The organism is Streptomyces sp. NPDC048659 (assembly GCF_040650575.1).
Classification (GTDB): domain Bacteria; phylum Actinomycetota; class Actinomycetes; order Streptomycetales; family Streptomycetaceae; genus Streptomyces.
The window spans coordinates 72,786-85,825 of the sequence record NZ_JBEZHM010000012.1; the positions used below are offsets into that span (position 1 = coordinate 72,786).

Consider the following 13,040-nt stretch of genomic DNA (forward strand, 5'->3'; position numbering starts at 1 on the left):
CCGTCGGGACCGGATCCGTCAGGACCGGACGACCATGACGGTGACGACGATCAGCAGGACCAGGACGGCGACGAGCGCCGAGACGATCACCCGCCCGTCCCGCGACGGCCCCTGCCCGGCGGGCGCGGGCACGTGCGCGTCGGAACGGCGGGCGTCGGGGGGTGGGGTGGCGGGGGGCGATGGGGGTGGGGGTGGTGGGGAGGGAGACGGGGATGGGGATGGGGAGGCGGGTGGTTCGGCGGGGCGGGGTGGCGGGGAAGGGGGCGGGGCGGTCCGCGCCGGGGGCGGGAGCTGGGTGGGCGGCGGCTGGGACGGGGCCGCGCCCGACGGGCGGTCCCGTTCGGCGAACCGGTGGGCGCCGAGGACCAGGCTGCGCAGCACGGACTCGGGCAGCTCCGAGCGCTCGTCCCCGACGATCATGAAGAACACGGTCCTGGCCGCGGGGTGCGGGCTGGCCCGGAACCGGGCGAGCAGCTCCGCGAGCTCGCGCGCCGCCGCCTCGGCGCCCGCGCCGCGCAGCACCGGGCGCACGGCCCAGCGGTGCAGGGCCGCCGCGTCGGCCGCGCGCTCGACGGGCTCGACCGTGTCGTGCGGGTGGACGCGGAAGACGAAGTACGCCTCGGCCAGGACCAGATCCCGCAGCTCGTGGCGGAGCCGCCGGTTCCAGGTGGGGATGCGGTGCGCGGCCTCCTGGACGAGGACGGTGAGGAGGCTGTGCGGGAGCGCGTGGCCGCGCAGCACCGCGAGCAGGTCCGCGTCGGACGCCTCCCGCACGGCGGCCTTCGCCGCCCCGACGTTCTCCGCCCGCTCCAGCCGCCCGCCGAGCCCCCCGTCCTTCACCACGACCCCCCGGCGCCGCAACCGCCGGCCGGGCTTCACGGGGCCGGCCCAAGGGGAGGGGGTGGGGGCGGGTGTAGGGGTGGGGGGAGCTGCCTGGGGCTTGGGTTGGGGGTGGGGCTGGGGCTGGGACTGGGACTGGGCTTGGTGTGGGGGCTTGGGTTGAGGCTGGGAGGCGCGCGGTGGGGACTCCTCGGGCGTACGGACGGGCTCGGTACGGCCCGAGGACTCGGTTCGGGCGGGTGGCTCCGTACGGGCGGGCGGCTCGGTACGGGCAGACGGCTCGGTACGGGCAGTCGGCTCCGTACGAGCGGGCGGCTCGGTACGGGCAATCGACTCCGTACGGGCAGGCGGCTCCGTACGAGCAATCGGCTCCGTACGCCCCGCGCCCCCCTGCTCCTCCCGCGCCCCGCCCCCGCCCCCGTGTACGGGCTCCGGCTCCGCCGGGCGGGTCGGGGTGGCCGGGCGGGGGCGGCGGGCGCGGTCGAGGGTGTCGGCGGCGGTCTGGGCCGTGGTCAGCAACGGGGCGCCCGGGCGGCCGGTGTGGGCGTCCAGGAACGCCTTGCCCACCGCGAACTCCCCGTTGTGGCCCTCCGCCAGGCCGCGCAGGTGGTGCTCGACCAGGCGCGCGGCGGCCGACTCCGCCGCGTCGCCCCGGCGTTGGCGCGGGTCCGCGCGGTGGCGGTCGGTGTTGCGGGCGGCGGCGCCCGCCCAGCGGCTGACGAACACGAAGCGGATGGCGGGGAGTTCGGCCGTGTCGTGGCTGGCGAAGGTCCAGCTCCGGTGCACGTGGCCGAACATGCTGTGCAGCCCCCACAGCACGGGCAGCGCCGTGTCGCCGCGCTCGTCGAGGAAGGTGAAGCGGCCCTCCGGGTGGCGCAGCAACTCGGCCGCCGCGCCGCCCAGTTCCTCGGCGGCCTCGGGGATCCGCCCGTCGAGGGCCGCCTGCCCGAGGCCCGCCGCCTCCAGGAGCTGCTCCTCCCGCACGGTCCCCAGCCCGTCGCGTACCTCGGCGAGGGGAAGTCCGGCGCCCTCCCAGTCCCAGGCGTGCAGCCCCAGGCAGGTGGCGGGGCTCAGCACGTCCGGGGAGCCGACCAGGGCGTGGCAGAGGGTGGACGCCCCGCCGCGCGGGTCGGTCCAGGGCAGCCGGTGGACGAGGACCGCGTCGCTGCCCCGGCGCTGGAGCCGGATCAGGGCCGGCCTGGTCTCCTCGCCGCTGGCCCGCAGCAGCGAGCCGGCGGCGTGGAACAGCCCCTCGGCGTCGGCCCGCGCGCCCGACCAGGCGACGGGGCCGAAGCCGGTGGAGCCGGAGGCGTTCCCGCTGTCCCAGCGGAAGACGACCTGGTCGAGTTCGTCGTGGTTTCGCGCCATCAGCCTCTCCCTCGAAGCAGCCCGCACGCGGCGAACACCGACAGCAGCGGGGCCAGGACCCGGCGCGGGCGGACGCCGTTCGGGAAGCGGTCGCCGCGCGCCTGGCCCCCGGTGGCGGCGACGAAGTGCAGGGTGCAGTGGGCGTGGTCGTCGAAGGGCCGCAGCCAGGCGGTGCTGGCGTGGTGGTGGAGGAAGGCGTACGCGTCCCGGCTCTCGGCGCCCGCGTCCCCCTCGTCGTACCGCTCGGGCAGCGCTTTTCCGAGCCAGTGGTCGACCACCGGCTCGAAGCGGAGCAGGTCGCTCTTGTTGATCGCGACGGCGGCGGGGGCGGGGACGAAGCCGTCCGTCCGTTCCAGCCGGTTGAGGACGGTGGTGAACGCCTCGTCGCCGAGGTCGCGCCGGGCCAGCCGGTACAGGCTTCGGACCGGGTCGAGCGAGGGCATCCGCAGGGCGCGCAGCGGGTCCACGACGAAGACGAAGGCGTCCACGCCCATCAGGAAGCTGGTCACCGCCCCGTCGCGGGCGAGGTCCTCGCCGGCGAGGTCGAAGAAGACGACGGGGCGCGGAGTGCGGCCGGGCGCGGAGACGAGGAGGCCGTCCGCGAAGAGGGCGAAGTCCTGCTGCCCGGTCTGGCCGAGCTGCCGGCCCTGCTGGAGGCTCTGCACCCGGTCGCGCAGAAAGGCGCGGTGCGCGTCGGGGTTGAGGGGCAGGGCCCGCAGCCCGTACGGCTCCAGGGCGCCGAGCTCGACCTCGCCGAGCATCGCGGCCATCAGGTGCGTCTTGCCGACGGCGGAGCTGCCGACGAAGGCGATGCTGAGCGGCTCGCCGTTGGTGAGGTAGGGGACGGGCAGTTCGTGCGCCTCCTCGCCCGAGGCGTGCGGGCACAGGTGGTAGGCGGTGCGCAGGGCGTCCTTGAGGCGGGCGGGGCGCTGCTCGCCGCCGAGGTCCAGCCGGGTCCGGTTGCCCATGGCGTCGATGGTGACGAGGAGTTCGGGGTCGTAGTGGACGGGCAGCAGGCAGTACGGGCACATCCGCGCGGGCGGCGGGGGCGGGGCGGGCGGTTCCGGCGGGGCGGGCGGCGCGGTCCGGGTCCGGTCCTGCTCGCGGCCGAAGAGCGGGAAGCGGCGGCGCTGCGGGGCCCGGCCGGCCGCCGCGTCCCGCGCCTCCCGCTCGCGCCGGGCCGCCGCCTCGCGCAGGGTCGCCTCCTTGCGGGCGAGCTCGGCGTCGTACCGCTCACGGCCCTGGTCGAGCGGGTCGGCCGTGTCGGCGGTCCGGGCGAGCGGGTCGGCCATCCGCAGCAGCCGCAGCAGCGCGGCGGGGGACGGCCGGGCGGTCGCCGCCGGGGCGAACAGCCCGCTCTGCGCGAGGGCGCTGAGCCCCCGGTAGGCGGCGAGGTCGGCGGGCGGCCCGTCGGCGCGGTCGGCGAGACCGGGCGGGCCGGGGTGCCCGGAGTGCAGGTAGTACGCGATCCTGGCCAGCGACCACAGGTCGTCGCGGGTGTCGGCGGTGCCCCGGCCCGCGCGCTGTTCGGGCGCGGCCCAGGGCGCGGGGCCGAAGGGCTCGCGGGGCTCGCCCGCGCGCTGCACCGCGTACGGCTCGCCCAGCCGGACGTGGGCGCCGTTCCAGCGGACGGTGGCGGGGTCGAGGGCGCGGTGGACGAGTCCGGCCGCGCCGAGCAGCCGGACGGCGACGGCGAGCTGGCCGACGATCTTCTGCTGCTCCTCGCCGCCGAGCCGGGACACGCAGTCGGCGAGCGGGGCGCCGGGGGCGCCCCGGTAGAGCACGAAGGGCTCCGGCCCTTCGAGGTCGAAGCCGACGAGCCGGGTGAACAGATCGGCGAACTTCTCCTCCCCGTAGCGCCGTTCGAGGGCGACGGCGGCGGCGATCTCCCGTTCCAGCAGGGTGTACGTCCGGGGGTCGCCCTGCGCGGCGCGCGGCAGCCGGAACTGCACGACGGGCCGGCCGTCGTCCAGGACCAGCCGCCGGGTCAGAAGGTGCGGCCGGCCGGGGACCGGCCGCTCCTCGCCGGGGACGGCGGTGCCCCGGAACCACTCCTGCCCGTGGGTCAGGAACTCCAGCTCCTCCGGGTCGGCCTCGCTCATGTGGCCCCGCCCTCCTCCGCCCGCACGGTGCGCACGACGTCCGCGCGCAGCGGTACGAGCCGCAGGACGCCCGCGTGGCGGCCGGAGTCCGTCCACACCACGTCCTCGACGGCGCCCCGCCAGATGTCGTCGCCGGTCGTCCCGCGCCGCATGGTCTCGGGCACGAACCGCACCCGGCGCACCGCGCCCGGCTCGTGGGAGAGCAGCCGCAGGTGTTCGGGGCCGCACAGCGGGACGGTGCGGGCCGGGTCGTCGTCGCCTATCAGGCGCGCCACCGCGTCCGGCGCGACCCCGGTCAGGCGGGCCGCGTCGGGCCGCCCGCCCCGGTCCCGGCCGGGCGGCGGGGAGGCCGCGGCGTCGCGTTCCAGCCGGGTCCTGGCCTCGTCGAGGAGCTCGGCCATCGGCCCGTCGAGCGGGTGCCGGCCCGCGTTGCCCGGGTCGCGCTCGATCCCCGCCCAGCAGCTGTCGAGGAGCGCCACGACCCCGTCGAAGAAGTCGCCCGCGAGGGTGTCGACGAGGGCGGGGCCGCCGTCCCCGTACCGCCGCTCCAGCCACGCCGGGGCGGCGGTGGCGGGGCGGGGTCCGGAGCGGGTGCCGGAGCCGGTGCCGGTGCCTGCGCTGGAGCCGGTGTGCGCGGTGCCGTCCGCGCGGGCCGCGCCGCCGGTCCGCGCGCCGCCGGGGGCCGCCGCCCCCGGACCCGTACCGCCCGATGCGGCGGCTCCCCCGGGGCCGCTCCCGGAATCGCTCCCGTACCCGCCCCCGTATCCGTAGCCGTCGGTCTCCGGGGAGTCGTCCCAGTCCCAGCCGGTCGCCTCCGGCCGGTGCGCGGCGCCCGGCGCGGGGTCGTCGGCGGGGCGGCCCGTCCCGTACGGGTCGGGGTCCGGCTCTCCGCCGTGCGCCCGCGCGGTCGCCGCGAGGCCCTTCAGCAGCCGGGCGACCGCCCCCGCCCCGTCCGAGCAGTGGTGCCGCACCTCGGCGAAGAGCCAGTCGTGCACGGCGGTGGTGACAAGCAGGCCCTGGATCTCCTTGAGCATCCGGCCCGCCGCCTCCGGGTCCGCCCGGTCCCACCAGTCGTCCACGCCCCGGGTCCAGTCGCGCAGGGCGAGCAGCACGACCGCGGCGGCGGCAGCCGCGGCGGCGACGGCGCCCGCCCACGCGGGCAGGGCGAGCCAGCCGCCCGCCGCCGCCCCCGCGAACCCGCCGACGAGGCCGCCGAAGAGCCGGGGCGCGGTGCCGGTGCTCCCGCCGCCGTCGAGGCGTCCGTCGGGCGAACGGTTCGGCCGGCGGCGCAGCATCCGGTGGGCCAGCAGCGCGGCGAGCAGGCCGACGGCCGGGCCGAGGACCCACCCCGCCACGGGCCACAGCCCCGCCACGGCGGCGAGGACACCGGTCACCAGCGCGGCGGCGGACCGGGAGCCGCCGGCCAGGAACGGGTGCCGCCCGCCGAGCCGGTCCAGCTGCACCGGGCCGCAGATCGCGTCCAGGCGCGCCAGGCGGGCGGCGCTGCCCGCCGGGGCGGTACGGGCCGCGAGGGCGGTGAGCCGGGCGGCGACCGAGCGCAGCGGCAGCCGCCGGCCGAGCAGCTCGTGGGTGTGGTCGCGCAGCGCGGGCACGATGCCGGTACGGGTGATCTCCCTCGGCAGGTCGGGGAGTTGGACACCCCGGTCGCGCAGCAGGCCGCGCTCCTCGACGGTGGGCCGGGTGCCGCCGGCGAGCGCGAAGGTCTCGGCGACGGTGGCCCGGAAGCGGCCGAGGGCCAGCGTCAGCCGCTCGATGTCCCCGGGGAGGTCTGTGTCCCGGCCGGCCGCGCCGAGCAGCCCCGCCGGGCCGCGCACCCTGGTGTGGGCCTCGACCGCCTCGTCGAGGGCGTCCTCGCAGGCGCCCAGCTGGGCCCTGGCCTGGCCGTGGGCGGGCAGCCAGGCGTGCCCGGCGAGCGAGCGGGGCACCGACTCGTCTAGCAGCAGGGCCAGTTCGCCGGGGACCTGGCCGACGGCGGCGGGGGTGGGGACCTCGGGGCCGGTGAGCGCCTCGATCGCCTGCCGCCAGGCCCGCTCCCGCGCCTCGTCGGTGAGGTCGTGCTCCAGGATCCGTACGGAGGGGACCGCGACCCCGTGCACGACCCGGCCGAGGCCCCGGAGCACGGCGTCGAAGACCTCGGGGGTGGCGAGCACGTCCAGGAGCGGGCGCAGGGCGTCCGCGCCGGAGTCCCTGGTGTCGTCGAGCAGCCAGAGCACCCCGGCGGCGGGGGGCCGCAGGGTCAGGGAGCGGCGCAGGGTCCGCTCCCCCGGCGCGCCCACGGCCAGGCAGACGATCTGCGCGGGGCCGTAGGAGGAGAGGCGTTCGTAGAGGAGCTGGTGGGCGACGAGCCGGTCGGCGTCGTCGACGACGAGGAAGCGGCGCTCGGCGCCGGGCTGCGGGGCGGCGAGCGCCCGGCGCACGGCCGCGTCGGCGCCTCGGTCGGCGTGCGCGGGGGTGTGGCCGCCGGCCCTCAGGTCGAGCAGGACGGCGTGGCCCGGCACGGGCTGGTCCAGGACGGTACGGTCGTTCACTCGTCGTCCCCCTCCAGGTCCCAGGGGTAGCCGCCGCCCTCGGGCACGGACTCCGGGCCGGCCGCGGACGACCCGCGCTCCCGGTCCCAGTCACGGTCACGGTCCCGGTCCCGGTCGGTGCCACGGTCCGTATCCCGGTCCCGGTCGGCACCCCGGTCCCTGCTCGTGCCCGTGTCCCGGCCCCAGTCCCGCTCCCGCTCCCGGCCCCGGCCCGTATCCCGATCCCGGTCCCGGTCCCGATCCCGATCCCGGTCCCGGTCCCAGTCCCGGCCTGTATCCCGGTCCGTATCCCGGTCCCAGTCCCGATCCCGGCCCGTATCCCGATCCCGGTCCCAGTCCCGGCCCGTATCCCGGCCCGTATCCCGGCCCGTATCCCGGCCCGTATCCCGGCCCCAGTCCCGATCCCCCTCCCCGCCCGTGTCCCGCTCCCTGTTCGTCTCCCTGCCCGTGCCCCCGTCGGCCGCCCCCCGGCCCGGCGCGTGCCGTTCGAAGAGGGCGCGGAGGGTGGGCCGGGTGGCGCGGCCCGCGCCGGAGAAGCGCGTGTCGAGGGCGCCGGGGTAGGTGACCTCCCAGAAGTGCCGCAGCGGGGCGAGCCATTCGGCGTCCTCGTCCCCGTACTCGGCGGCCAGCTCGTCGAGGAGGACGAGCTGGCGCGGGGCGACCTTCTCCACGAAGTGGGTGAAGAGCGGGGACGGTGCCGTCGGGGTGTGCGCGAGCCCCTTGGGCAGGGCCCGCATCAGGCGCTCGCAGAACTCCTCGATGATCTGCCCCTCGTCGAGCAGCGCCCACCGTTCGTACGCGCGCAGCAGCCCGGCCCAGCTGGACAGGGCGCCGTCGAAGCCCTCCAGGCGCAGCGACATGGTCGCGGACTCGCCCTCCTGGAGGCGGATGCGGACCAGGTCCGGGGAGTCGGGGCGGCCCTCGGTGTGGATGTGCCCGTTCCACATGGCGTTGAGGAGGCGGTGCAGGATGCGCTGCCGGTCGTCCTCGGTGGAGACCAGCCAGTCGTCCTGGTAGCCCAGGCGCTGGCGCCAGTGCAGGAAGTCGTCCTGGCCGGCCGAGTCGCGCGCCTCGGCCCAGAGCGTCAGCACGTTGCGGACCTCGGAGATGTCCGTGAGGTTCATGCCGCTGCGGAAGAGGACGACGGTGAGGGAGTCGGTGTCGACGGCCCGGTACTCCTGGGCGGCGCGCGGCGGCAGGTTGAGCTCCTGGCGCAGGTACTCGCCGGCCCGGCCGTCGGACTCGCTCGCCGGGTGCACGATGAGGATCTTCAGCGGGCCGCCGCCGTCCGGGGTGAAGCCGACCGGGAGGAGCCCGGCGAGCGCGGAGCGGAACTGCCCGAGCCAGCGCGGGTCCACCTTGGACTCGGCGGACTCGTCGCCGGACGCCGCGCGCAGCAGCAGCTCCATCGAGGGCAGCAGCGGGCGGTCGAAGCGGTCGTCGTTGGCCTCGCCGAACAGCTTCTTGACCCGCCGCTCGACGACCTGCTTGATCTCCTTGACGGCGGCGCCGGGCGAGCGGCGCACCGCGTCGAGGGCGCGCCGCCAGTCCTCGGGGCGGACCAGCCGTTCGAGCAGGCCGGCGGCGTCGGTGTTCTCGGGCAGGCCCTCGCTCTGCACGAGCCGGTCGAGGACGTCGTCGTAGAAGGCGCGCAGGCTGTTCTGCGGGGGCAGCAGGTAGGAGATGCCGGTGCGGTCGTCGCGGTAGAGCTCGCGGCGCCGGTCGGCGAACTGCTTGCCCTCGTCCTGCTCGTGGGCGCGCAGCACCTTCGCGAGCTCGCCGAGCTCGCCGAGTATCCGCAGCAGCGGGGGCCGCCACTGGGAGTCGCCGGCCTTCCAGGCGCGGTGCCACAGGGCGCGGGCCCGCCACTGGTACCACGCCTCCTGCCGGGCCAGCGCGTCCTGCACGTCGGGGTCGCTCCAGCGGGCCGGGACGAGGCCGCCGGCGCTGCGCTTGATGTGCGGGATGACGGGGGCGGAGGTCGGGGTGTCCGGGGGCCGCTCGGGGTCGTTGCGCCGGTTGTCGAGCATCCCGGTGAAGCCGACGGAGGCGACCCGGTCGGGGTGGCCGGGCAGCCCGTTGAGGACGGCCTCCAGGCGGAACGGGCTGATGACGCCGAGGAGTTCGCGGGCGGCGGTGCCGGGCTTGAAGTCCTCGGTGAGCCGGGGCACCTCGCGGGCCAGCTCGGACTCCAGGCGGCGCAGCGAGTCCTCCATGTCGCCGAGCCGGTCGCGCAGGGCCTGGGTGATGGCGCGGCTGCCCTTGGGGAGCTGCTCGGGCGCGGGCACGTCGGGGGCCTCGCGGCTCCACAGCCGGCCGACGCCGGAGCGGTTGAACATGTCCTGGACGAGCTGCTTGTCCTCGCGTCCGCCGCGCCGGGCCTTCTCGCCGAGGCCGCGGACGGCCTGGGCGAGCAGGCGGGCGGCGACGATCTCGGCGAGGTCGTCGACGGGGACGGTGAGGGAGGCGGCGAGGCTGGTGGACATGCCGCGGTAGCCGATGCCGGTGCGGGCCGGGGTGGAGCGCTCGACGCTCTTGTTGATGAAGCTGGCGGCGAAGGACTGGTAGTCGTCCTCGGCGCGGCTCGCGGCGCCGCTGTCCTCGCTGAGCTCGGTGCCGACGAGGGACAGCACCATGGCGGTGATGGAGCGGCGCAGGTCCTCGGTGCCGATGACGGCGGGCTTGGAGAAGAGGAAGGCGGTCTGCACGGTGGACGGGCGCAGGGACACGACGCCGTCGCCGGGGTAGTGGACGCTGATCCGGCCGCGCTGCTCGACGTCGCCGACCTCGTCGAGGGCGTCGGGGACGTTCTGGTCGTCGACGAGCCGGGAGAGGTCCACGAGGGCGCGGGCGGAGTTGAGTTCGGCCTCACGCCCGCCGCCCGCCTCGGGCGGGAAGGCGGAGGGCATGACGACCAGCGGGTAGATCTTGACGCCGGGGACCTTGGAGCGGCGGAACTCGTGCCCGATGAGGTGGATGAAGTCGTAGAAGATGCCGGCGCCGGTGCCGCCCGCGACGGAGAAGGCGACGAAGACGTCGCAGCCGCGGATCCGGCCGCCGCCGACCCGCTGGAGGTCGCCGGCGGAGTTGCCGATCGCGCCGATGGCCTCGCGGAGTTGGCGCAGTACGGGTTCGAGGCCGGAGCGCATGGTGGCGAAGAGGGCGGCCCGGCCGACGGTGGGCAGCTGGCCCGCGCCGTTGTGCAGGGGTGCCACGCGCGGCTGGCGGGCCTGCGGCGGCAGCCAGAGCCGGGTCTCCTCGTGGAGGGCGACCCGCAGCATCCGGGTGACCTCGGGCGAGGAGTCGTAGTCGGTGGGCAGCAGGTCGCGGACCATGCGGGAGGTGCGGGCGTAGGCGGCGCCCTCGGCGCCCTTGGCGCGGAACTGCGGCTGGCGCAGCAGCTCGGACTCGCTGAAGTCGGCGTACACGAACTGCAGGCAGTCGGGCAGCTGGAAGGGCAGCCGCCGCCCGCCGTCGACGAGCTCGGTGCCGTCGGGACCGCACAGCTCGCGGCGCAGGCTGCGTTCCAGTTCGCTGCCGATGCGTCCGCCGGTGCCGCCCAGTCCGACGAACAGCATGGGCTGGTAGATCTTCATGTCGTCTCCCTGGAGGACCCTGGGGACCCTGAGGACCCCGTGGTTCGGTCGTTGGGGGTGTCGCGTGCCGGGCGGGGTCAGAAGTCCCCGTTCCAGGCGCCTCTCGTGTCGGTGCCGCCGTCGGTGTCGGGTCCCCGTCCGGGTCCGTGTCCGTGTCCGGGGCCGGATCCGGGTCCGGATCCGGGTCCGGTGCCAGGGGCGTCGGGGCGGGGGCGGGGGCGGAGCCAGGGGATGCCGAAGCCGCCGGTACGGGGGGTGGCGCGGGCGCCGGGGGCGCCGCGCACGAGGAGCTCGCAGTCCTCGACGGCGACCGCCTCCCCCGGCCGTACGGGCTCCTCGCGGCCCCCGTGGAGGCGCAGCAGCAGCTCGCCGGTGCCGGTCCTGCGCAGCCGGTGGGCGGCGGCGCCGCCGCGGGCCCGGCGCAGGGTGGGCGCGGCGCCCCGTACCGCCTCGACGGCGAACGGGAACTCGCCGCCCGCGCTCTGGCCGGCCCGGATGGTGAGGGTGTCCAGGGTCCGGCCGTCCCGCCGCAGTTCGAGCCGGGTGCCGGCGAGGACCCGGCGCCGGCTCCGGGCGGCGAGCCGGACGCCGACGACGGCCCCGGCCGCGGCGAGCAGGGCGGCGCCGCCCACGACCCACGGCCACCACCGCTCCCACCAGGTGGGCGGGGCCTCGACGCGGACGTCGAGGAAGGCGGTGTCGAGCGGCCGGTCGGGGGCGGCGGTGTCCACGACGGCTACCTGGCCGCCGAGCTCGCCGAGCGGGGTGCCCTTGCCGACGGTGACGGTGAACGGCACGGTCGTACGGGTGCCGGGGGCGGCGACCACGGTGGCCGGGGTGACCGCCAGGCCGCCGGAGCCGGAGCCGGGGGCCGGGGCGGAGCCGGGGGCGGTGGCCGGGGCGGAGGCGGAGGCTCCCGTCCCGTCCGTGAGGCCGATCCGCAGGGTGTGCGGTCCGGTGCCGTTGTTGGTGACGGAGAGGGTGCCGCGGACCGTGCCGCCCGGGTACACCGTGACCCGGTCGACGGAGAGCCCCGCGGTGACCTCGGGGGTGCCGACGGTCGTCACCGTGTACAGCGGGAGCCGGTCGGAGGTGACACCCGGCGCGGACATCCGGGCGACCAGCTTCAGCGCGCCGGACGCGCCGGCCGGGACGGTGAGCGGGCCCGTGAACCGGACGTCCCCCGCCCGGCGGTCCGGGGCCTTCCCGTCGTCGGCGAGGCGGGCGGTGACCGGGGCGAAGCCCGTACCGCTCAGCTCGACGGTGACGCCGACCCCGGCCAGCTGCCCGGGGTCGGTGACGACGACCCCGCGCCTGGTCTGCATCCGCACCTCGACCACGGCCCGCTCGCCCGCGCGGGGCGAGGCCGGGTCCAGGGTGAGCACGGACCGCAGCCGGCCCTGCCAGATGGCCCGGACGGCGACCTCCCGGTCGCGGTGGCCCTCGGGCGCCTCGATCCGGACCCGCCAGCGGCCCGGCAGCGGATTGCGCACCCGCAGCGCCTCCACGGGCCCGTCCTCGCCGCTGACCTCGAAGGTGGAGTCGTCGAAGGCGCCGTGCGTGGGCACCTTGCGGCCGGCCGGGTCGTAGTAGGTGACGCGCACCTTCGGGTCGTGCTTGCTGACGGTGAGCGAGCCGTCGGTGGCGATCGGCGGGATGGTGACGTACAGGTCGGCGGGCGGCTTGCCGACGGTGCCGTGCTCGATCCGGGCGCAGCGGGCGGCGGCGAAGGTCTCCTGGAGCACCGCGTCGAGCTCGGCGGAGGTGCCGGCCACCCGCATCCGGGGCGTGGAGCCGGGCACGTCGGAGCAGGCGCCCCGGTAGCCGCCCTCGGCCATGGCGGTCAGCGCGCCCTCGTCGATCCCGGTGCCGAAGCCGAGCGGCCAGATCTGCACGCCCGCCTCCCGGGCCTTGGCCAGCTCCTCGTCGAGCCGCTTGGCCCCGTTGGCCTGGCGGGCGGCCGGGTCGGTGCCGTATTCGGGGCTGTCGCCGACGTCCAGCTTCCCGTCGGTGAGCAGGAAGACCACCTTGGGCGTGGCGGGCGCCCCCGGTGTCCTCGCGGTGCTCGGCGCGGCGCCCGAGGTGAGCCGGCTGACGGCCTGTCCGATCGCCGCGGGGAAATCCGTGCCGGGGCCCATCCGGGCCTCGTCGCGCCGGGTCAGGTCCTGGACGCAGTCGCTGAGCCTGCGGCGGCCGGCCTCGTCGACGGGGAGGAGCGGGCAGATGTCGCGGACCGCCGCCTGCCCGGTCTTCTCGGCGCTGCTGAAGCCCAGCACGATGGCGCGGGACCGGTCGGAGATCTCGCCCTGGGTGAGTGCCGCGGCGGCCTCGGTCTCGCGGACCAGGTCCTTGTCGGCGAGGCTGCGCGACTGGTCCACGACGACGGCGAAGTCGATGGGATCGGGCCCCTCGCCCGGGTCGGCGGTCCCAGCGGTCCCGGCGGTCCCTTCGGTCCCGACGGCCGGGGTACGGGACGCGGCCTCGGCCGGTGCCGCGGCGGCGGGGCCGCCGAACGGGCCGGACAGGGCGAGCAGCGCCCCGGCGAGGAGCAGGGCGCCCCTCGGGTGTCTCCACTGCATGGTCAA

At 77.1% G+C, this 13,040-nt stretch carries 5 protein-coding genes; all 5 read right to left on the reverse strand.

Annotation, left to right across the window (positions count from 1 at the left end; translation table 11 throughout):
• Nucleotides 1-18: 18 nt before the first annotated feature.
• Entirely contained in the window at nucleotides 19-2,208 is a 2,190-nt protein-coding gene (locus AB0C99_RS12350) for a hypothetical protein (RefSeq protein ID WP_362473359.1), read from the reverse strand.
• The gene (locus tag AB0C99_RS12355; protein ID WP_362473362.1) at nucleotides 2,208-4,310 is read right to left on the reverse strand and encodes a hypothetical protein; all 2,103 of its coding nucleotides are present in this window, start codon (nucleotides 4,308-4,310) and stop codon (nucleotides 2,208-2,210) included. The genes AB0C99_RS12350 and AB0C99_RS12355 overlap by 1 nt, the downstream gene beginning before the upstream one ends.
• The gene (locus AB0C99_RS12360; protein WP_362473363.1) at nucleotides 4,307-6,859 is read right to left on the reverse strand and encodes a hypothetical protein; all 2,553 of its coding nucleotides are present in this window, start codon (nucleotides 6,857-6,859) and stop codon (nucleotides 4,307-4,309) included. The genes AB0C99_RS12355 and AB0C99_RS12360 overlap by 4 nt, the downstream gene beginning before the upstream one ends.
• Nucleotides 6,856-10,455 (reverse strand): tubulin-like doman-containing protein, encoded by a 3,600-nt coding sequence (locus AB0C99_RS12365; RefSeq protein ID WP_362473366.1) that lies wholly within the window; start codon nucleotides 10,453-10,455, stop codon nucleotides 6,856-6,858. Before AB0C99_RS12365 ends, AB0C99_RS12360 begins: the two co-directional genes overlap by 4 nt.
• A gap of 77 nt (nucleotides 10,456-10,532) precedes the next feature.
• Complete coding sequence (locus AB0C99_RS12370) at nucleotides 10,533-13,034, reverse strand: vWA domain-containing protein (protein ID WP_362473369.1); 2,502 nt, start codon at nucleotides 13,032-13,034, stop codon at nucleotides 10,533-10,535.
• Nucleotides 13,035-13,040 lie beyond the last annotated feature (6 nt).

Coding starts and splice junctions, on each gene's coding strand:
- AB0C99_RS12350 (WP_362473359.1), bottom strand. CDS start 2,208: ATGGCGCGAAACCACGACGAACTCGACCAGGTCGTCTTCCGCTGGGAC.
- AB0C99_RS12355 (WP_362473362.1), bottom strand. CDS start 4,310: ATGAGCGAGGCCGACCCGGAGGAGCTGGAGTTCCTGACCCACGGGCAG.
- AB0C99_RS12365 (WP_362473366.1), bottom strand. CDS start 10,455: ATGAAGATCTACCAGCCCATGCTGTTCGTCGGACTGGGCGGCACCGGC.
- AB0C99_RS12370 (WP_362473369.1), bottom strand. CDS start 13,034: ATGCAGTGGAGACACCCGAGGGGCGCCCTGCTCCTCGCCGGGGCGCTG.